Annotated in this window: 17 protein-coding genes and 1 riboswitch; of the genes, 11 read left to right on the top strand and 6 right to left on the bottom strand. The window is 33.0% G+C overall.

What is annotated here, in order from left to right:
• The 3 genes from QNJ66_RS15985 to QNJ66_RS15975 all read right to left on the bottom strand — a co-directional run.
• A partial coding sequence (locus tag QNJ66_RS15985; protein WP_300508628.1) for a hypothetical protein occupies positions 1 to 3,535 on the bottom strand: 3,535 nt, incomplete at its 3' end.
• Positions 3,536 to 3,584: 49 nt separating this feature from the next.
• Positions 3,585 to 4,715 carry an aldo/keto reductase gene (locus QNJ66_RS15980; protein WP_300508626.1) on the bottom strand — a complete coding sequence of 377 codons (1,131 nt, stop codon included), beginning with the start codon at positions 4,713 to 4,715 and terminating at the stop codon, positions 3,585 to 3,587.
• A 33-nt stretch (positions 4,716 to 4,748) separates the two neighbouring features.
• Positions 4,749 to 5,255: a bifunctional nuclease family protein gene (locus QNJ66_RS15975; protein WP_300508624.1), complete on the bottom strand. Its 507-nt coding sequence runs from the start codon at positions 5,253 to 5,255 to the stop codon at positions 4,749 to 4,751.
• A gap of 196 nt (positions 5,256 to 5,451) precedes the next feature.
• On the opposite strand from QNJ66_RS15975, the gene QNJ66_RS15970 reads away from it, so the two are divergent.
• The 3 genes from QNJ66_RS15970 to QNJ66_RS15960 all read left to right on the top strand — a co-directional run bounded on the left by QNJ66_RS15970 (position 5,452) and on the right by QNJ66_RS15960 (position 7,263).
• Positions 5,452 to 6,141, top strand: a complete 690-nt coding sequence (locus QNJ66_RS15970; protein WP_300508622.1) for a riboflavin synthase — start codon at positions 5,452 to 5,454, stop codon at positions 6,139 to 6,141.
• Between the two features lie 279 nt (positions 6,142 to 6,420).
• Positions 6,421 to 6,819, top strand: coding sequence for a hypothetical protein (locus QNJ66_RS15965; RefSeq protein WP_300508620.1), 399 nt, complete (start codon positions 6,421 to 6,423; stop codon positions 6,817 to 6,819).
• 104 nt (positions 6,820 to 6,923) lie between these two features.
• A riboswitch (Glutamine riboswitch) is annotated at positions 6,924 to 7,005 on the top strand.
• Positions 7,006 to 7,038: 33 nt separating this feature from the next.
• Positions 7,039 to 7,263: a riboflavin synthase subunit alpha gene (locus QNJ66_RS15960; protein ID WP_300508618.1), complete on the top strand. Its 225-nt coding sequence runs from the start codon at positions 7,039 to 7,041 to the stop codon at positions 7,261 to 7,263.
• Positions 7,264 to 7,312: 49 nt separating this feature from the next.
• Here the strand turns inward: QNJ66_RS15960 and QNJ66_RS15955 are convergent, their stop codons facing one another.
• Complete coding sequence (locus tag QNJ66_RS15955; RefSeq protein WP_300508616.1) at positions 7,313 to 7,942, bottom strand: cupin; 630 nt, start codon at positions 7,940 to 7,942, stop codon at positions 7,313 to 7,315.
• Between the two features lie 171 nt (positions 7,943 to 8,113).
• Here QNJ66_RS15955 and QNJ66_RS15950 point away from each other — a divergent pair, with 171 nt between their 5' ends.
• The 4 genes from QNJ66_RS15950 to QNJ66_RS15935 all read left to right on the top strand — a co-directional run bounded on the left by QNJ66_RS15950 (position 8,114) and on the right by QNJ66_RS15935 (position 11,456).
• Positions 8,114 to 8,590: a hypothetical protein gene (locus QNJ66_RS15950; protein WP_300508630.1), complete on the top strand. Its 477-nt coding sequence runs from the start codon at positions 8,114 to 8,116 to the stop codon at positions 8,588 to 8,590.
• A gap of 89 nt (positions 8,591 to 8,679) precedes the next feature.
• Positions 8,680 to 9,930 carry a glutathione S-transferase family protein gene (locus QNJ66_RS15945; RefSeq protein WP_300508614.1) on the top strand — a complete coding sequence of 417 codons (1,251 nt, stop codon included), beginning with the start codon at positions 8,680 to 8,682 and terminating at the stop codon, positions 9,928 to 9,930.
• Between the two features lie 49 nt (positions 9,931 to 9,979).
• On the top strand, positions 9,980 to 10,930 hold the full coding sequence (locus tag QNJ66_RS15940) for a DUF362 domain-containing protein (protein ID WP_300508612.1): 951 nt from the start codon (positions 9,980 to 9,982) through the stop codon (positions 10,928 to 10,930).
• A gap of 202 nt (positions 10,931 to 11,132) precedes the next feature.
• A complete protein-coding gene (locus QNJ66_RS15935; RefSeq protein ID WP_300508610.1) occupies positions 11,133 to 11,456 on the top strand; it encodes a hypothetical protein in 324 nt (107 codons plus the stop codon).
• A 277-nt stretch (positions 11,457 to 11,733) separates the two neighbouring features.
• Here the strand turns inward: QNJ66_RS15935 and QNJ66_RS15930 are convergent, their stop codons facing one another.
• Positions 11,734 to 12,138: a hypothetical protein gene (locus QNJ66_RS15930; RefSeq protein ID WP_300508608.1), complete on the bottom strand. Its 405-nt coding sequence runs from the start codon at positions 12,136 to 12,138 to the stop codon at positions 11,734 to 11,736.
• A 127-nt stretch (positions 12,139 to 12,265) separates the two neighbouring features.
• On the opposite strand from QNJ66_RS15930, the gene QNJ66_RS15925 reads away from it, so the two are divergent.
• A complete protein-coding gene (locus QNJ66_RS15925) occupies positions 12,266 to 13,294 on the top strand; it encodes an aldo/keto reductase (RefSeq protein WP_300508606.1) in 1,029 nt (342 codons plus the stop codon).
• Between the two features lie 329 nt (positions 13,295 to 13,623).
• Here QNJ66_RS15925 and QNJ66_RS15920 read toward each other — a convergent pair whose 3' ends face one another.
• Positions 13,624 to 15,096 carry an FAD-dependent oxidoreductase gene (locus tag QNJ66_RS15920; protein WP_300508604.1) on the bottom strand — a complete coding sequence of 491 codons (1,473 nt, stop codon included), beginning with the start codon at positions 15,094 to 15,096 and terminating at the stop codon, positions 13,624 to 13,626.
• A gap of 288 nt (positions 15,097 to 15,384) precedes the next feature.
• On the opposite strand from QNJ66_RS15920, the gene gntT reads away from it, so the two are divergent.
• The 3 genes from gntT to QNJ66_RS15905 are packed head-to-tail and all read left to right on the top strand — an operon-like array spanning position 15,385 to position 21,142.
• Positions 15,385 to 16,737 carry a guanitoxin biosynthesis MATE family efflux transporter GntT gene (gntT, locus tag QNJ66_RS15915; RefSeq protein WP_300508603.1) on the top strand — a complete coding sequence of 451 codons (1,353 nt, stop codon included), beginning with the start codon at positions 15,385 to 15,387 and terminating at the stop codon, positions 16,735 to 16,737.
• Positions 16,738 to 16,788: 51 nt separating this feature from the next.
• Positions 16,789 to 20,694, top strand: coding sequence for a DEAD/DEAH box helicase family protein (locus tag QNJ66_RS15910; RefSeq protein ID WP_300508601.1), 3,906 nt, complete (start codon positions 16,789 to 16,791; stop codon positions 20,692 to 20,694).
• 7 nt (positions 20,695 to 20,701) lie between these two features.
• Positions 20,702 to 21,142, top strand: coding sequence for a hypothetical protein (locus QNJ66_RS15905; RefSeq protein ID WP_300508599.1), 441 nt, complete (start codon positions 20,702 to 20,704; stop codon positions 21,140 to 21,142).
• The last annotated feature ends 103 nt before the right edge of the window (positions 21,143 to 21,245 follow it).

Here is a 21,245-nt window from a genome sequence, read left to right as displayed (position 1 = left end):
AAGAATAAGTGGTTAATCTGTCAATAGAAACAGCGACTAAAAGAACCCCAGATATAATGAATCCCCAGGTATCAACTGCTTTTGCATAAATAGTAGCTAATGGTTGAGTCTTTTGCTTTAAATAACTCCAAATTAACCAGAACAAAGTTAAGGTTAAACTCTCGGTTAGTATCCAGATAGGAATAGTCGGTAATTTAAGAATTTCTGTAAGTGTTAAAACAATAAGAGAATGAGAAAATATAGCCATTCCCATTGTTATAAATGCTGTTGAAAAATGAGGCAAAAAATAACTATTAATAAACAGCAATATAGTTCCATTTACTGGGGTTATATTTTTAGGTATTAAAAGATTAGGATTAGAAAGTTGTAGAATTAAAGTAATAACAATACTGAACCATAATAAGCTATTTTTTTGTGGTTTTTGCCAACTACGGTAAGCTGCCCCTATCATCAATAAATTAATAGTAATCAGCAAAATTAAATCGTTATTCAACAGATAATCACTTGTCAATCTACCAACAGTAATAGTCCCAACCGTAATCGTACATAAACTTATTGACCATAAATTCAATGCTTTTTTGTAATAATCAATACTATGGACTTGAAAATAATTAAGAGCATTATAAATAATCCAAAATAAGATAGTAATAACTGCTGCTAATAGTGACCAATATATCCAAAATTGTTCTCCATACTTTAAACCATTATCTTCTAAAATAACGACTATAAATTCTAATATAAAACCAATACTAATAAATGCTAAATCGACTTGTTTAAAAATCTGTGTTTGTACCATCATCAAAATAGTAGCAATTCCTAATTCTATCCATCCCCATAATGGCAATGATAAAGCAGGAATAGGCACAACAGCTAAGATTACTATACTATATAATAACGGTATCCTATTGTTTCTTATCAAAGGTTGCCAACTACGATAAGCAACACTTCCCATCAAAAGAATAGAAGAAATTAAAGTATTAGTTGTTGAAGTATGAACCAAAGAAACATCAATTAATCTAGTTAAAATTATCGTGGACAAAATATAGGCATAACTATCAAAAGTTTGAGCATAAGTAACAGTTAAATCTGATGTATTATCATGCAAAACATGACGAATAAACCACAAAATAAGAGTTATTATTACTCCTGAAAGTAATAAAATAGAGGGAGATAAACCCAAAATATATAGATAGGATAAAATTGCTGTTAACCCTAGTCCAACAGTTATAATAACTGAGTATAAATGTCGTAAATATTGAGTATTTATGATCATTAAAACTGTTCCAGTTACTAATCCTATTAGTTGGGTTTCTGGAAAATAAATTGTTAGTGCTTGCAGCAGACAAATAGCAATAACACTTAATTCACTTGCTTGTTTTTTCCGAGGTAAATACCAAGTAGCGATCGCTGTTAATAACGAGGGAACAATCAACCAAATTAAACCCCAAAAAACAGAATTCAATGGTAAGTAAAACCAAAGTATAACATAGGATAATGTAGCTAGGGATAGTCCAATATTCCAAGAATTATTATTAAATAATTGCAGTAAAGATTCTTCTGGAAAGGTAATTAAAGATACTAAAACTTCAATAATCATTAACCCTAAGAAAATTAAAGACCAAATATTAATAGGAAGTTCAGGGAAATAATAATTAATTCCAGAGGTTAAAGTTAACAGTAAACTAATAGGAGTTATTAAAGCTAAAGGTTTAAGCAAAAAAGGTCGATTATTTCTTAGTTTATGTCTTGTTTCGTAAGCTAATGTTAAAGTTGATAATGTTAAGTTAACAGTTCTAACTAAAGGATTAATTAAGCTAATAGCTGTTAAAATAAAGCCAAATAAGAAAAGCAATTCGCCACTAAAATTATATAGTTTTATTTTGCTTTTTTTTAGCCACCAATGTCGCACTAATACAATAATAAATAAATAAGGAAAAAGAATAATACTACTCAACACAAAAGATTGATTACTGGTGTTAGTAAAATCAATAATATTACTCCATATAGGTTGAAAAATAGCCACCCGAAGCAATAACCAATGGATTTGTAAACCAATCAGAAAAATAATAAAAAAATCTCGTCTTGACCCAGAATATTTTAACCTTCTTCCTAACCAAATAATTGCTAATAAACTAATAGCGATCGCTTGACTAGGAATCACAAAAACCGATAATAACCACCCCAGAGTTAATAAACCACTTCCTATCAATTTCCAACCAGTTTTTGGAGGCGATCGCCAACCCATTAACCAACCACATAAACCTATGGCTAAACTTAGTTGAAAAGGATTAACTTGAGCAATAAAAATAGCCCTAACTAAGACAATAATTAACGCATAAATAATAATTCCTTCGCTTAAACTAAATGGCAAAAATTTGTGATTATTTCTAGAACTATTTTTAGGAGAAATTAAAGTAATAATTGTTGTTCCAATAACCCCAATATAAGTGGCCAATAAAGGAATTACTGGGAATGTCCATCCCCACTGTAAATAAGTTAAACCTAAGTGATTCAAGAAAGGCAAAAAATTAGAAGTAGAGCGGTTTTGATTCTTAAAACAATTAACTGTTAAGATAGTTAAAGATAAACTTCCCACCAACATTATGACTAATCCTAACAAACTATCCCAAAGGGGAAAAGTATCCATGGCCAAGAAATTAATAGGAACTAATAATAAAGTGACAATACGTAACCCTTGAGTTGTTAATTGTAAATTAGCTTTTTTTCCTGTCCACCAACTAGCAAACCCAAACCCTAATGTATATAACCAAAGGATTCCATATTGTAAAACAGCAGGAAATTTTTCCCACCAACTAGCTGCTATTACCCCCGAAGAAACTACCACCATAAACACCCCTAACAACAGTAACCAAATAACACTTAATTCTGCCATTAAAGATTGAACTATTTGTGTAATTTTTGGTGTTCTTCTAGTTTTTTTACGAACCCTCATATCCTGAGAATCAGGAGGAGAATTTGTAGCTTTTTGACGTTGTTTAGGACTGTTTGGAACTTGAGAATTAGGAGTAGAATTTGTAGCTTTTTGACGTTGCTTAGGACTGTTTGATGTCTGAGATTTCGGGATAGGTAAAGATGAAGTTGGAGGAGGATTAACAGGAGTCAAAGTTTCAGTTTTACGAGGAATGATAACAACAGGAAAACTCAAATCTTGTCTGGCAATATCTTTAATCTGCTTATCCGTTAATAAACCCAATTGTATCCAACGATCTAAACCTTGCAAAAGTAGGGGGTCAGAAGCAGAAATCTTAATACTAAGAGTAATCTTTTTTCCCTCATTAAAAGAATCAACCTCTTCTAAAAGTCGTAATTGTTGAATTATATTTGTTATTGTTAGGGTAGTTTTAAAATTAACTTTAAACGAATCATTACCACCCACAAGTTTAGCTGGTACACCGTCCTCAGAAATTAAGCCTAAGTCTAGCCAATATTGCCATCCTTCTAATATTTCAGAAATAGCGTTTTCTCGAGTTATTTGAATAAAGATGGAGTTAGAGTGATCCCTTGACGATGACATGAGAAAGTCTTAAATAGCTTATGTTGACCATTCTCTGTAGTTTAATATATTATTCCCATAAGCGTCTTCGAGAAGTCCCCTTTAATCTACTATGAGCATCTTTTAATAACTTGGGAATCTCCAAATTTTCAGGACAACGAGGTAAACATTCACCACAGTCTGTACAACGATTTCCCTTGTTACCAGGAAACCAATGTCCAGTATTTTCTAACATTCCATAACGATATTGCCCATAGTTTTTCAAATCATAAGCAATTGTTAAATTTCTTAGGCGCAAAATTTCAGGAATATTAATAGATTCAGGACAAGGTAAACATTGATAACATTGACTACATTTATCCGTATTTAAAACCCTGTTTAAATGCTCTTCTAGTTGCTTTAATTTCTGACTTTCTTCGGGACTTAACTTGTTATTTTGCTCAAATAGTGATAACATTTGATCGAATTCTCGAGGATGGGATGCCCCAGTGCTTAAAGTTGTAACACGGTCATCGCTCAGTAGAAAGCGATAGGTTAAAGCCAAGGGTGAAAAAGGCAAGCATAACTCCTCGAGTAGAGCAGAAGGTGTGTATAGTAAACCCCCCTTATCCCCAGGAGAAATAATAAAAATTCCCATGTCCTTTTCAGACGCTAACGTGATAGCAGGCTCATTGCGTTGAAAAAAATAGTAATAATGGAGGTTGACAAAATCAAATAAATTCGTCTCTATGGCTGCTAGAATAACCTCTAAGCTGCCGTGAGTGGAAAAACCCAGGTTAAGTATCTTACCTTCATCTAACGCCCGTTTTAGGGACAAAAAACAGCCATTCGGTTTTGTTATCCATTGCAGATGTTCCCAAGTATTGAGGCCATGAATAGCAACACAATCAATATAATCTAATTGTAACCGTTGTAAAGATTCATCAATCCACTGACCCATTTTCTCAGCATCAGGGGTTGGAGTTAACTTAGTTGTAATATAAACTTTGTCTCGAGAAACAAATCTTTGTTCTTGTAAAAAACGACCTAAAAACTGTTCACTTTTGCCATATCCTCTGGCCGTTTCCAGATGATTTATACCCAAAGAGATAGCCCTTTCTAAAGTCTCATTAAAAACTGCCTCTGATGCTAAACAGCGCATGGTTCCCAAAGAAAAAATAGACAAATTCAAATCCGTTTTACCAAAACGCCGATATCGCATTGTCACTCATACTAAATTCTACATTACCAATTATTATTGTTCATCATTTTTTTCAAGTCTTGCCCGTTTAATCAACTCTTCAGGACTTAACTTTTCCACAAAATCTCGAAAAGCCTGACGTTCTTCTTCATCAGCTTCCCTATCAACAGGAATAGACGCATCAGCAATAACTTCTTCCATAACCCAGATAGAACTATTAGTACGTAAAGCAATAGCAATAGCATCGCTAGGACGACAATCAATTTCCTTTGTTGTTTTGCCCTGTTTCATACAAAGGATAGCATAAAACGTATTATCCTGTAGAGAATGAATAATAATTTTCTCCAAAGACATTTCCCAAGCTTCAAATAAATTAGCAATTAAATCATGGGTCAAAGGTCGAGGCGGTTTTTGATTTTCGATCGCCCCAATAATAGACTTAGCTTGATCTTGTCCAATATAAATAGGTAAAGCACGACGTTCAGAACCATCTTTTAACAAAACAATGGGACTACGACTAACTGCATCTAAAGCTATTCCTGCCACTTTCATTTCAATCATTGACTTATCCTCTAGAATCTCTGTTTAAAAAACAATTATTGGGATGGCAAACACTGACCATTTTAATGTTAATAACTTGATCCTGTATGAATCAGGTTTAATTAAATAATAGGCTATACTCACAGTATGCCCCAAAAAATAGATTAAGATGTCTGTCTATAACAAAGGGGAGATGTTATTAAGGAAAGCTTAGTTAATGTTTACTGGTTTAGTTCAAGGTCTTGGTATTATCCGTCCCCTCGAATCTGATCGCTTTACCCTTTCGATTCCCGATGGACACTCCTCCCCCATTTTATCAGATTTGGCCATTGGGGACAGTGTGGCGGTTGATGGGGTTTGTTTAACCGTAGAAGAAATAGTCAGCGATGGGTTTGTAGCCACTGCTTCCCCAGAAACCCTACAAAGAACAACCCTCAGCCAAAAAATTGCCAATGCTAGTTATGTTAACTTAGAACCCTCTTTGCGAGTTGGCAGTAAACTGGGGGGGCATTTTGTCACCGGCCATGTGGATGGGTTAGGATGTTTACAAGAAGCGATCTCCACTGACAAGGCTTGGGAAATCACCTTTACTGCCCCCTCGTCGCGATGGCAACAATGGGAGAACTTTATTCAACCCTATTTGATACCCAAAGGGAGTGTGGCCGTTAATGGTATTAGTTTGACAGTGGCCGAATGCGATGCTGAGGGAACTTGGTTTAAAGCTGCTGTCATTCCCCACAGCTATAGTCAAACAAATCTTTGTTATCTCAAAAACGGAGACTTAGTTAATATTGAAGGGGATATTTTAGGCAAATATGTAGCAAAATTGCTAGGAAAACAATTCAAATCTGAGCAATCCTTAGATGAAGTTAACTTGACTTTTTTAGCAGAACATGGTTATCTTTAGTCTCAATAATTTTGCCTAAGATTCTAAACTTAGGTTGTGAATTTGGAAATATGAGGCATACCGGATATAGTAGATATTAAATCTCTTAATAAAATCCCGTCCTGAAAGACAGGGGTTGAAAGAACAATAAACACTACAGACATTAGTGGTTATCTGTAGTGGGTGTGAGAAATTTAAGATAATTACTGATGTCTCTCGAAGATAGCGTATACTCCTATGGTAAGCCGTGAACCTATGGGTGTTGCTGTCCCAATTTGCAGTTGACTAGGAAAAAACCCGATGAATCACGGACAAAATATACCTAATTTGAAGCAGTCGCTTGTTTATAAGTCTGAAAAGCAGGAAAAACCTCTTCAAGACCATAAAAAAGATGGAAAGCAACAAAAATCACGAATTATAACTGTCAATCAAACCTCTCTAAGGAAAGAGAACATTTCTTCCTGGACTCCTCAAACACCGAGTCATCAAGAAGATTACTGGAAAACTATTAATTCCTCTTCTCCTAAGAAAGCATCGACTCCATCTCATCCTGTCTTATTTTGGGAAGTCTTGATGACAGTCGCTTTGTTAATTATGGCCTTATGGATGCAGGGTTTGCCGAGCAGACAAACTCCACACTATAGAGATAGGCATAGTCTACCCTCTTTTGAGATTACCAAGCCCCAGATGGAATTTTAAGACAAGAGAGTTACCACTGAAATCTTAGTAAATCTTAAAAATTTTGTTTAGTAGTTGACACTGATGTTAAAAATTGTGTACTATTAAGGAATGCAAATAGCTTTATCGTTCATCTCTACATTGGCCTAAATAAACACAGTGAAGAGACGGAAGTAGGCTGTAAGTATATAGCCGAAGGAACGCTTCAACTGCCGATCCAAATTAGGTTGTAACATAACAATGCTTATTATTTCTTTAATCACTTTAGTAATTGCATCAGTATCAGCTTTTTTGAGTGTTAACTTACAAGAAGATGTCGTCAAAGTGTCTATGGGATGTGTTGCCCTACTCTCTGCCCTGTTAACGCTAATATGCGCCCCTTGGGTTTTAAAGCTGAGTATCATAGCCATTCCCCTACTCATTGATAGACTGAACAACCTAACCACTGAGGAATACACTCGTTAGGTAAGTTCTATTGCTTCGCGAATACCAGAAAAAGCTCACAAGACTTAAGCTAAAAGTGATAGGCTTTGTGAGTCTCAGGGTCAAACTTAAAGCGTTTCAAAGCATTTGTCTCCCCGTATAGATTCAAAGTCACAGTGGGTTCATCACCTATCGCTTCAACGCAATGAATGGCATCCGTTGTGAAACTAATAATATCCCCAGTTTGAAAGACTTGCTCACCAACCTTTTCAATATTTTGGGGATATTTCCTTGTGGGAGAAAGCTTCCAGAAAGTATTTTTCTGTTGTCCTTGCAAAGTAGCAACCACTCCCCAAGTACCATGATTATGAATGGTGGTGGTAGTTCCTGGTGCCATAATTTCGGTTTGTACTGTAAAAGGGAAGCCTAGTTCATCGTAGAGTAAAGTGAACCCTGTTCCTGTTTGGGAGGAAGGTGTAGGAATATTTTGACTTATCCAATAAACATTAAGCACTAACTTGCGTGTCAAACGACGTAGAATAGGAAGGTACTCCGTTTCTGGTTGTTGGCTGATTTCTGCTTCGTTAATAACATCGTCTAACTCAGTCAAAAAGCGATGTAGTCGATAGGGTGTAGTTGTAGTTAATAAGTCCCACTGCCGAGGGGAAGGGAATGATAAACATTGGCCCTCATCTTGAATCAACCAATCTTGTTGTGGCATCTAAATTCAGTCTCCTTGCACTGCTATCAAAATAATTTGTCCCCTCAAGGTCAATCATAGGCTATGGTTTAAGGGAATTAAAGCAGAGTTCAACGAAACTTAACCTTTGTAGCGCATTAATATCTAAAGCTTGTTATTGTGAAAGAGGCAAAGTTATTAATGGTCACTAATATGGAAGATAAACAAAAAAAAGCAAAAAATGAGGCGATTCAACGAGAAATTTTAGCAGGGCGTAAATTTTCTTTAGCTGAAGCCATAGGTAGAGAAGGAGGGGACTTTTTAAAAGGTGAATCTCCTGTCCCTAAATTAGTACAAGCTACTACAGAAATTAATACCTTTATTGCCATCAATTTACAAGATTCATCGGGGGCATTACAAGCAGTTTTACAAACCTGGATTAGCACAGACGAAGCAGAAGTTAGTAAGAATTTAGACAGTCCTTTACAAGCCTTAAAACAAATGTTAGATAAAATTTTAGACAATTCTGAATTACTCTATGAATTGGTAAGGCAAGTAGACTTTCAATGGGGAAAAATGTATGATGAACGCCCCTATTTTCAATCTCCAGGACAACCCCCTCATCCTGATGATGAATATACCCATGAATCTGTAGAAGAAAAGTTGAAAAGTTTCCGAAATAAGTTATAAAAATAACAAGAGTAATTATCATATATTTAATTGTTACACAGTCTAGAAGAATGTGTTACGATTAGAGACAATTTATGAGGTAATTAACCATGTCAAATCAATCAGTAATTCCGCCTTGGGAAGAACTATTAGAAAAATCTAAAAACAAGACGAATGTAAAATGGGAAATTAGAGCAGGGCAAACCCCTTCTAATGTTGCTATATCTAGTTATTTTAATTGTCATAGCTACGAGGGAAAACCACAAGTTTTATTATACCGTGATACCAATGCTTGGTGTCCTTTTTGTGAAAGAGTATGGTTAGCATTAGAAGAAAAACAAATTCCTTTTGAAGTAGAATTAATTGATTTAAGAAACAAGCCAAAATGGTACACTGATTTAGTTCCCACTGGTTTAGTTCCTGCGGTAAAAATTGACGGAGAATTAGTTTATGAATCAAAATCAATTCTTTTAAGCTTAGAAGAAAATTTTACCAAACATGGCTTATTACCTGAAGACAAACAAGAAAAAGAAATTGCTTTAGAAATGATTGAAGCTTGCGAAAAAGGAAATTTTTCCAGAGCAGGTTATCAATTTCTCTTGGGTAAACCTCTCAATTCAACAATAGAAGACTTATCAGAAAAAGAGTTAATCGCTGAACTTCAAGAAAATTTTGAAACGCAGCTTAATCAACTAGAAAAAGCTCTGGAAAAGTATCCTAGTGATTACTTTATGAGAGACTTTGGTTTAGTGGATATTATGTATATTCCCTCCATAGAAAGATTAGCAGCTAATTTACCTACATTTCGGGGTTATCATTTATTGGGGAATGAAAAGTATCCTTTGCTTAATCGTTGGCTAAAAGCGATGAATAAACGACCAAATTATCAAAGGATAAAATCCGATGCTCGCACTCATAATTTAGTAATGAAAAATGTATTTAAACTTGAACCTCTTAGTCAAGAACTTCAAGTTATGGAAGATGAGCAAGAAAATAATAGTCAACAAGATAGGCTAGAAGCAGCAGCAAAATTAAGTGATAACCATGAAAATGTTGTTCAAGATATTCTAAAAAATTCTGGTATTAAAAGCTGGATTACTGATGAAAATTTAGAACAGGTTGAAGAATATATTAACTTATATATGCGATTTTTAGCCAATCAATTGCTACAAAATTATCCTATTCCTTTAGCAGATGAGCAACTGATGAAAAATAACGAAATAGCGGTTATTGGTGCAGTTTCCCTTTCTTATATCAGAAATCGTGTTTGTGTTCCCCGTGATTTAACCGCAGGTGCAGCTAGTCAATTTAAGGAAGCTATTGATAAAATATTGAAGTGTCTATATTCATCCGCTTTTTAAATACTAAGTCTTCAAAATCTCTGTTTTTAATCATTTAATAACCATCATTATGTCTAGCGTCAGTTTATTATCAGCCCATTCCTACCACCGCCCTTTACTAAAAACATCTTTAGAACAACTTTTAGAACCATTAGGAGGAATTAAATCCTTTGTTAAACCCAGTCAAAAAGTGTTATTAAAACCCAATTTATTAACCGCAAGTCGTCCTACCAAAGAATGTGTAACCCGTCGAGAAATGGTCTATTGTGTTGCACAGTTGGTCAAAGAAGCAGGAGGAACACCCTTTTTAGGAGATAGTCCCGCTTTTGGTTCGGCCCGTGGTGTTGCCTTGGCCAACGGTTACGGGGAGATAATAGAAGAATTAGGCTTAGAAGTGGTAGAATTTCAAGGCAAGCGTTACAGCCACGATAGCAATAATTTTAATCATTTGCGTCTATCTAAAGAAGCGATGGATGCGGATGTTGTTATTAACCTGCCCAAAGTTAAATCCCATGTTCAGTTAACCCTAACCTTGGGAGTGAAAAACTTGTTTGGTTGTGTCCCTGGTAAAATGAAAGCTTGGTGGCACATGGAAGCTGGAAAAGATGCCAACCGTTTTGGAGAAATGTTGGTGGAGACGGCCAAAGCAATCGCTCCAAATTTAACCATTATGGATGGTATTATCGGTCATGAGGGAAATGGTCCGAGTAATGGAGAACCAAGAGAATTGGGCATTTTAGGGGCTTCTGCGGACGTTTTTGCCTTAGATTGCGCCATGATCGAACTCTTAAAGGTATATCCTTCATCTATTCCCACCTACGTTGCTCAAAAACGCTTAGGGTTAACCAGCAATATTGCAGACATAGAATTTCCCCTCTGCCATCCCAGTGAGTTAGAAGTTAATGATTGGCAGTTACCTAAACACAAAACCCCCATTGATTTTGGACTACCTCGGGTGATTCGTTCTACCTTCAAACATCTATATATTCGTTTACTGCGAGAACCGTTGAAGATAGGATAAAAATAAATTAATCATTAATAATTTTCTAGGGGCTTAATATTATTAAGCCCCTACTGGTGTTAAAGAAGGATAAATTTTATTTTCTTTTTATAGCTTAGATTGATGATAACTTCTAAATTGAAGGAAAGGAAAAAATACTCATAATAGAGGTTGTCAAATTTTGCAACAACCTCGTTTATTTACTCATAGAGGACATAATTAAATGAACAGATTTTTATTTGGCATAATTTCAATTTTTGCCTTAGTTTCTGTTGCGAAAATAACTCCAGCAGAACCCATTAAACACAATTCTCCACAAACAAATTCTAATTCTGAAAATATAGCGAGACAGTCTGAGTATGAAGTTGGTACAATTACAGGGGTTGTTTCTGGTGCTTATGGGAGTATTATTTTTGTAGAATTATCAGATAACACTAAACTAAAATTTCATCATCCCAGTAGTTCATTAGCTAGAGGTGAGCGAGTTCTCGTATATGAAAAAGATGGAGAACATTTTCTGATAGAAGCTTCTAACCCTCGTCGTTAATTGACCAAACATTGAACATTGAACTGCCGACCCACCTCGAATTGAATTCGAGGTGGAAAGCGGCAGTGCATTCCGCACATTGAACATTTTAGTTTCAAGCCTACTTCCAAACGAATGATAAATGATAAATGTTAAATGATAAATGAAATGACAATTAATTAATTCCACCAAAAACCTCTCCTTTAAAGAAGAAAGATACAAATTTTATTTGTTTCAAGACTTTCCTCTTTTAGGGAGAGATAAATTTACATTATCGATTATCTATTATAAATCCAGTTTAAGCTGCACAGAATTCTTCTTCAGCTTGAAGATTTTGGAATAAGATTTTAGCAACTTCAGCAGCCATTTTAACAGGAAAATTGCTGGAACCTACTGAATGCAAAATACAGTTATCAGCGTTAATTGCTCGTTCTGACTTCAGTTGAAAACCGACTAATAATTCTTGATTGTAATTATAGGTATTAATTTTAGGATAAATCTTTTTCTTTAATGTTCTCTCAGAAAATAAGTCAGATAAGTCGGTTTCGTATTCGAGTTTAAGAGTGTCTTCGTATTCGTCAACAATAACCAGTAATAAACCTTCGCCTTTTTGTTGGCGAAAATGCCAGAAACAACTAGATAAAATAGAATAATTACACTGTAAAAATTTCTGCCTCATTTCTCGCTCAGATAAGTTTATCATCGTAGCTACTCCATTTGTTTTTACTTCAGATTCGTTAATAATTATGACTTATTCTTGCTATGGAGACTGTGAGGGTGTTATTCAAAGAATGTGATTTATCTCACTAATTAATAGTAAATTGCTAATAATGACAACACAACCCCCTCAAAACCTAGATAACCATCCAGAAACTTTCATTGATGTTAATTCTTCTCTTTCCTTGTCTCCCATGGGATGTGGTACTTGGGCGTGGGGAAATCGTTTATTGTGGGGTTATGAGCAAAAGATGGATGAGGGGTTGCAGCAAGTGTTTAACTTAGCTGTGAGTCGTGGTGTCACCTTATTTGATACGGGAGACTCTTACGGTACGGGAAAACTCCAGGGACGCAGCGAAACCTTATTAGGACAATTTAGCCAAGCTTATCAAGGACCGAATCAAGATAAAATTTGTCTGGCCACTAAATTAGCTGCTTATCCTTGGCGATGGACTCGTCAGTCTATGGTAAACGCTGGAAAAGCTTCGGCGCAACGCTTAGGCAGGAATATTGATTTAGTTCAAATGCACTGGCCAACGGCTAATTATTTTCCTTGGCAAGAATGGCCTTTGTTGGATGGGTTAGGGGACTTGTACGAACAGGGTTTAGTGAAAGGGGTTGGTTTATCGAATTATGGTCCGCAACGAATCAAACAAATAATTAAAAGGTTTACTGAAAGGAACATCCCCATCGCAACTTTACAGATACAATATTCATTATTATCTACTTACCCTGTGACAGAATTAGGGGTTAAAGAGGTGTGTGATGAATTAGGGATAAAATTAATTGCTTATAGTCCTTTGGCTTTAGGATTATTAACAGGAAAGTATCAAGAAAATGGTCAGGTTCCCAAGGGTTTTAGGGGTGTATTTTTTAAGCAAATGTTGCCGAAAATTCGTCCTTTATTACAGGGGTTAGAAGAAATTGCGAACTTGAGAGAAAAAACGATGGCACAGGTTGCTATTAATTGGTGTATTTGTAAAGGGTTTATTCCTATTCCTGGGGCAAAAAATTGTCAACAAATGGAACAAAATTTAGGGGCAATGGGTTGGCGACTGAGTGAAGGAGAAGTGATGGAATTGGATAAATTAACCCAAAAAGTTGATAAACAAATGGTTCAAAATCCTTTTCAAACAAAATAATTATCATTCCGAGGGAACTAATAATCTCTTTAACAATAGATTAATTGTCATTCCGAGGTACGAGGAATCTCTTTCGCATTTCTTAAAGTTAGAGTAAAAAATAGATAACCAAAAGGGTAAAAGTGGAGGTTATCACTTTATTTATTATCTTAAGACTTCAAACAAGATTATTTTAGTAACTATTTATTGAAAATCTGATCAGCAAGACGTACCTATTACTAAAATAAAACAAATTATAGATGGTTTTTCAACCTAGTAAGGCAAATTTCAGTTTAGTCATGACAATCTTATTAATGTAGTTAATCATTTTTGGATGTATTTAATCACTTCTAATTAGCTAGAAAAATCTGCATAGGATGAGATTCAGCTACTAATTGATTTGCTTGAGTTTCAATCTTTAGATTAGATTGAAACGGAGATTTTGGCTGATTTTCTTCAAAATCCAGTAAGGTTTTAATGCGCTGATATGCTTGATAAGCAACGGTAGGAAAGAAGGAAAACTTACCTGGTAAAACACATAGATAGTTACTGTCTTCATCAGATTCAATCCAATAACTATAACGTCGTTTTTGTTCCTCTTGACTAATAAATTCGGTTTTAACACATTCGTAACTATATAGTTGACGACTATATAACTTTTCTTTGCCAAAATAACGTTCTGCTGACTCTAAAATAGGTTCTATATCTACTCCATCATTACTATCATCATTAGCATAACCAGAATCAGCTAATAAAGAGTAAATATATTTTTCATTTCCTAGTTCTCTTTGTTGGACAAAATGATTAAAATGAAAACGGTTTTTAGTTGACATTCTTACAAAATTAGTATCCACTAAAGCAGGATAGGCGACTACCATTGCGCTGCGACTTCTCTTTAATTTTGCCCTTACTTGTAAATCCTTTAAAAAAGGTTCAAATCCTTCTCCAACTGCAAAGATAAATAACTTGGCTTTTAATCGTTTTGAACGTCCTTCTTTTGTTTCACATAATAAACTTTTGATTTTCAGTTTACCATAACTATCGATTAATAATTTTTCGATTTTAATCCCTGTTTCAAATGTCACCCCATTACTCAAACAACTTGCTACTAAATCTTGTAATATTCTGCTGGTGTGCATGGAACAATCTAGGGTTTTAATAAAGTCGTAATTAGAAGGCTCCATGTTGTAAGATTTGTCAAATTGATTGCAAAGATTATTAATAATGTCTGTTGATTTTTTCAAAGAACAGTCTAACTTTTCGTAATTTTCTACTTGTTTATAAGTTGGTGCTAAACATTTATTATTAACTAACCAATTATGTTGTTTTCCGTAGGCAACTTCTAACCTTCCTAAAACTCTATTCCGTTGAATGTTTATTTGTATAGCATCACTTTTTAAGCGAGATGAGCGAATTTCTGGTGCATCTTCTTGGGGATGAATTAAATAAACTGGTGCGTCATTAAACCAACCTTTTGAGTTAGGAGAAATAGCAGGGCTGAAAAAATTATTATTTTTTTCTACTAAATTAACGTTACATTGCTCTTTAAAATAAGGGGTATAAAGGTTAATTAAATCTTCTAATCCATTGACACAATTAATAAATGTTTGAGCATCATCTTGACCGGAATATAACGCTCCGGTATGATACCATCCTTCTAATTTTCCTGATGCTAAAGTACCTATTTGGGGAGCTTTTTCTAATAGTTTAACGGATAAATTACTATGACGGGCTAAAAATTCAGCAATGGATACTCCAGCAATACCACCACCTACTACAATAACATCAACGTATTCAATTTCTGAGACTTGAAGAGGGTTCATAAACGGGATAATGAAACGATTTTTCAGATTAATTTTATAGATTAAAATAGATTATAACGTAAAATAAAAAAATAGGTTGTCATTGATTTAAAATTTAATAATTATTTTGGAATTTCATAGAATTATTGTTCCGATACGACTATCTATTAACATGATGACGTTAATGACACTCTTAGTTTACTTAGAATGACAATTATACTAAATTCAATCAGTAATATCTTAGCTAAACTAAAAATTAGGTATAATATGGTTTTTAGTTACCTTCAGAAATGACAATTAGCTATCTATATGAATTTTTCCCTTCCTGTTGAATATCGTAGCTTTTTACCTCGTTTTTATCGTCTTGCTTCGGTGAGTGTTTTATCTAACATGATGGTTCCCTTAGCAGGGTTATGTGACACTGCTTTTTTAGGACATTTAGAGGACATTACATACTTAGCAGGTGTCATTCTGGGAAGTATTCTTTTTGACTATTTATATCGAGTTTTAAAGTTCATTCGTTCCGGAACCAATGCTATCACAGCACAAGCAATGGGAAGGGATGATGAAGAAGGAATATTACTCGCTATTTTACGCAGTGGTTTAATTGCTTTAATCATTGCTTTTATTATTCTTATTTTGCAGTATCCTATTGAGAAAATAGGATTTACTTTATTATCGGGTTCTCCCGAAATTGAAGTATCAGGAATTAACTATTTTTATGCTAGAATTTGGGGCGCGCCGGCTGTATTACTGAATTTTGTTTTCATTGGTTGGTTCTTAGGAAGAGAAATGAAAGCAGCAATTTTCTTGTTATCTTTTGTCGGCAATTTCTCTAATATTGGTCTAGATTATCTCATGATTTATCGTTGGTCTTGGGGGAGTATGGGAGCAGGTTTAGCTACAGCTATTAGTCAATATTTAGCTTTATTTATTGCTCTTATTTTTATGATATTCAGTGTTAGATGGAATGGAATTCCAAAACTGATAAGCAAAATATTAGACATGGAAGAATTGAAATCAATCATTGTTTTAAAAGGAAACATCTTAATTAGGTTTTTAGGTCTAATTACAACCTATTCTATTTTTACTAATTTAAGTGCCTTACTAGGAACAGAAGTTTTAGCAGCGAATGGTTTATTATTACAAATTGCTCTTTTGAGTCAATTTACAGTTCAGGGAATAGGAATGACCACCCAAACTTTAACAGGAAATTTTAAAGGAAAGGGAACCATTGAACAAATACTACCTTTATTAGTTGTATCTATTATTAATAGTTTATTGATTGCTTCAAGCTTTGCATTTATTCCTTTTTTCTTTCCTAAAACTATCTTTAAAATCTTAACAGATCACTCAGAAATTAGTGAAACAGCTATACAATATAGTTTATGGTTATTACCTCTTTTATGTTTAACTGCTACTGCGTTTATGTTAGAAGGTTATTTTATTGGTTTAAAAGAAGGTTCCACCTTGAGAAATGGAGTATTAACGGCATTTTCTCTAGGATTTTTACCTCTAGCAATTTTGTCTTATTATTGGCAGAATAATCATCTATTATGGTCAGCATTAACTGCTTATATGGCAACTTTAATGATTACGCTATTTCTACAGTTACCTAAAGTGCAGAAAAATCATACTTTTCAATTTCAAGAGTCAGAATAAGGAATTGAAAAATTTCGTAAAACACATTTTATTAACTCTCTTCAATAGACAATGAAAAACTCACAAAATATTTCTGAACAACAATTAGAATCATTTCGTCATCAAATTCTTGATTCTTATCTTAGTATTATTCAAGATAGTTTTACAAACAATCGTTCCCAACTCAAACTAATTAATTATGGTACGGGTTCGGGAAAAACTCATCAACTTTTTCAAGCAATATTTCAAACAATTCAAGAGCATTCTGATACTCAAATAATTGGTGTTTATGTGGCACCATTAAGAGAACATTTATCGGTTCCAAGATCAATTAAAGAGCAATATCCAAACATTCCTGTTTATACTATAAATGGTCTGGACATGAAAATGACAGATGATAAGATAAAATCATATAAAAAATGGATACCTTCAATTTTAGAAGACGATAATCTTTGGACAAGTCAAAGTGAAGAAATTAATGTAGAAAAACAAAACTTAAATCTTATTAAAGCTATAATTAACCGTCTTGAATATTTCAAAAAAGCTGATTTCGGAGATCAAAAAATTAATGATGAGCAAATTTTAAAAGCTAGGCGTGATTTAGAAATGTCTATAAAGAAATTTTTGGATTTTCTTATAAAAACTAATCCTAATGAAGATAGTTGGTCACAAGAATGTTTTGAGTTAATAAAAATATTCTTTCCTCTATATCTTCTAAGAGAAAAATCTGGGATTTTGATGCTTACTTATGATAAATTTGAAACCAAGATCAATTATTTTCAGCGTAACGGAGAAAAATGGAAAAAAGAAAGTGATTATCTAGATAAATATGCGGTTACTAAAACACAAAATTCTAGAAAATTTATCTTTGCTTTTGATGAACAAGAAGACGGTTATCAAATTATTCTTAAGAAAAAAATTGATATTATTTCTCCTCAAGAGATGGCCATTAATAATGCACTCTCATCTATCATTAGAGAATTTTCTCTTCTGTTTTCCCCTCAAAATAAAAATAACAGAAAATTCTTAAACTTTATCGGGAATAAGAAAGGAATAATAGAGCAATTTGAGAAATATTTTCAAACTAATAAAATTCTTGATCCTCAACTCAAAGAATATGCTCCTATCTATAAAAGATTAATTCTTGAGGAAGGAAACTCATTCGACTATTTAAAAGAGGTACGAACAATTAATCAAGGTTTTGAGCAATCTTTAAAGGATATTATAGAGATTTTTAATTATGCTGATGAAAACAATCCTATTACCTTAGATTTTGATATGTTATCTAGAGTGTTAGCAAAATTTAAAACTGCTAAAAGTTTGCTAATTTCTCAACAAATATATAACAAAATTAGTGATGATTTAATGAACATTTTTTCATATAATAATCTCTATATTTATAACATAGACTGTCTCAACAATTTATTTCTAAAAAAACCTGATGATGGTCATGTTCATATTGTCGATAAAAAGACTTCAGATAACACCTCTGTCGCTGAATTAATATATACAATTTTAGCGATGCGATCGCAGATTGAAAAGATTAAAAAGATATTAAAAAATGTTTTAAAAGTTGATGATTCTCAGTCTCGTTCTTTAAGTATTTGGTCTGAACAAATATCTAGGGGTAAACGAGAAGATGAAGAGATTATAAAAGACAATAAACCTTCTATTTACATCAACCGAAGTTATGTTTATGAAAGTAATAAATCTATCATAAATATTAAAGAGATCTCTCGATATAAAGAGTTAATTTATCATGAACTGAGAGAAATTTCTATTGGTAGCACTGCTATATTTACATCCCCTGAACATAAGCTAAATTCTATATTAGCTAATAGTTCTAATATTATCTTCCTCATCTCAGCAACTGGTGGTATTTCTGGGGACTTAACTACCAGTTACGACTTCAAATATTTAGAAGATGAATTACGAGGTGAGTCTGGGGAAAGTGCTTTTAAGGTAATGAATAAACAAGAGATTAAACTTTGTGAAGATATTAGAAAATACCGTCAAGAAAAGAGAGATATTGAAGTTAATTTTTTTAATCAAGAAACCTTATCTTTTCCTAATGAACAAATAAAAGTAGTTATTGAAAGATTCAAAGAACTTATTTCAGATAAATTTATTGATAGTTTTGGAGAAGATAAACGTAAATTTCATCGTTATAAAAAACAAGAATTAGAAAGGTTTATTCACTTCTTATTATATCTATTTGAAGATGATTCAACTCAAGAAACTATTGCTTTTACTCAAAGTTTACGGTGGATAAGACAATTAATTAATTATTGCAATAGTAGTAACTCGACTAACTTTATCTTTGCAGAATCAGAAGAACATCCCGATATCTATTATGTTGAAGTAAAACATAATAGATATAAGACTGACATTAAAATTAAACTTATTCTATATCAAGCATCTTTTAATAAAAATTACTATAACAAGGAGAATGAAAAAACTTATTTAGATGAACTGGTAGAAGAAGAAAATCAAAAAATATTCTTTATCTCTGCATATCAATCAGCTTCTAAAGGATTAAATCCTATTATTAAAACTAAAGACAAGCAAGAAAAAGATTTTGATTGTTTAGTATTATTGATGGATAGCTATTATACAGTAATGAACTCTTACACAAAAAAATCAAAAGAGTCTGATAAAGAAACTACATTGTATCATTTTGCTTTGATGAAAAATCTTCTTAAATTTGGCAACTCTCAGGAAAAAATAAAAGATTTTAATAAATATCTCAGCAACCCAGAAGCTAATAAATTTAAAGGAGAACAACATCAAATATTACTAGGTAAAGGAATTTTACAATCAATTGGTCGATCAGAGAGACGAGACTTTGCTAATCAAGTGATCAAAATATTTATTAATGAAGAAACCCGTAGAAACTTACTTGGTTTTTATAGCTACTTAGAAAAAAAAGAACCGAAAGAAATTAATAAATTCTCTGTCAATAATCATCAAGTGTATTTAATGGTTAAAGAAGAGGAAAAAAAGCGAAAAATTCAAGATTACGACGATCACGTTTATGATGAAATTGATGCTTATGATGCTTTTCAAGATTTTAGAGACGAAATGTTAAAAGAAATAGACTTATTTCATGAAAATAAAAACACTTTTAATATTGTAAAAGTGTGGGAGACTTTACGAGATTCCATTGTTTTTAAAGATCCAGAGAAGTATTTAGAAAAGTTAAGAAAACTCAAACCAGTTCCTAATGAGTTTATTAATTCACTTTTTTATGATAAAGAAAATAAAACTGATTTTATTCCCTATTTAACATCAGAAGAAAGCAATAATGGTACAAAATTTCAAATGATCAGTGATAGTATTAACGGAGAAAAACCCTATACTTATCAACAACGACTATATCCTGAAAAATTTAAAATGAATGCACTTAGTGATGATGAAGTAGTCTCATTTGATCCTTCTACTGATTTAATTTATCAATTTTATAATAAATTGCTTCCTAAACCTGAAATTTTTGAGCGTTATATTCCTCGTCCCTATTTCTTTTACGATATTTTATACCCATCCTTAACAGAAAATTTTGTAGAATCTTGGATTAAAGATAAAATTTTTGAAGGGAAAGACTGGGAAAACATTAAAACTTTCTTCCGTTTTGAGCAGTTATCAGATTTCAAGAGATATAACAAACTTTATGAGAAATTTGATCTATACTATATTAAAGAGGATACCCTCTTTTGTATCGATGTTAAAGCATGGAGTAAACCATCAGGCGATCGCCTTTCAAAAGAGACACTGGATAAGACGAAAGCAAAGTTAAAGATGATTGTAGAAAATTATACAGAATTTAGGGAAGTAAAAGGTTTACTGTTAAATTTACACTCAGCAAAAGAAAAGAATGAGCAACACTCATCAAATCTATCTTCTGGTAATTTAATTTACTTTGACTCTAATAATTGTCCAGTAGAATCTAATATACTAACAGAATTTTTACGTAATCAGTAAACACAAAATGAAACAACAAATAATCAAAGAATTATCAGCTATTTCAAGCACTAACCAACTACAAATATTAGACGATCCAGAAACAGTTGCTGAAAAACTTTATCAATATCTCTTTAAAAACGGTAGAGGAATTGAATGTTTCACTCCTAAAAAGTTGAACTTTAAAAATGAAGATTCTGAACCAAATAACTCAGAAAACAATGAAAAATCTGATTATTATAAGAAACGTCATCAGTCTATTAAAAACCAGATAAAAGGGAGACTCGAAGAACATAACAAAAATGTAAAAACGTCAGATATTCAATATTTTTTATCCTATTATGATGGGAAACCTCATGTATTTTTCTCATCCCCTGATAAAACCCATTCTGGATGGAAAGAGTTATTTAATAAGAATAATAGCAATAGAGAAAGAATTTTTAACTTAGTTTTTAGAGACTGTTTGTAAAAAGAAAATGAAAAGACTTTTTTAAAAAATCATCCCTAATAAACCTATGAGAAGTTTATTAGTTTTTAAGAATGGAGGAAAATTAATAGTGGGGAAGCCAGGT

Origin of the sequence: Crocosphaera sp., assembly GCF_030064895.1 — a bacterium.
In the GTDB taxonomy this organism is placed as follows: domain Bacteria; phylum Cyanobacteriota; class Cyanobacteriia; order Cyanobacteriales; family Microcystaceae; genus Crocosphaera.
Note: the sequence above shows the minus strand (reverse complement) of the source record. Positions and strands in the feature narration are given on the sequence as shown.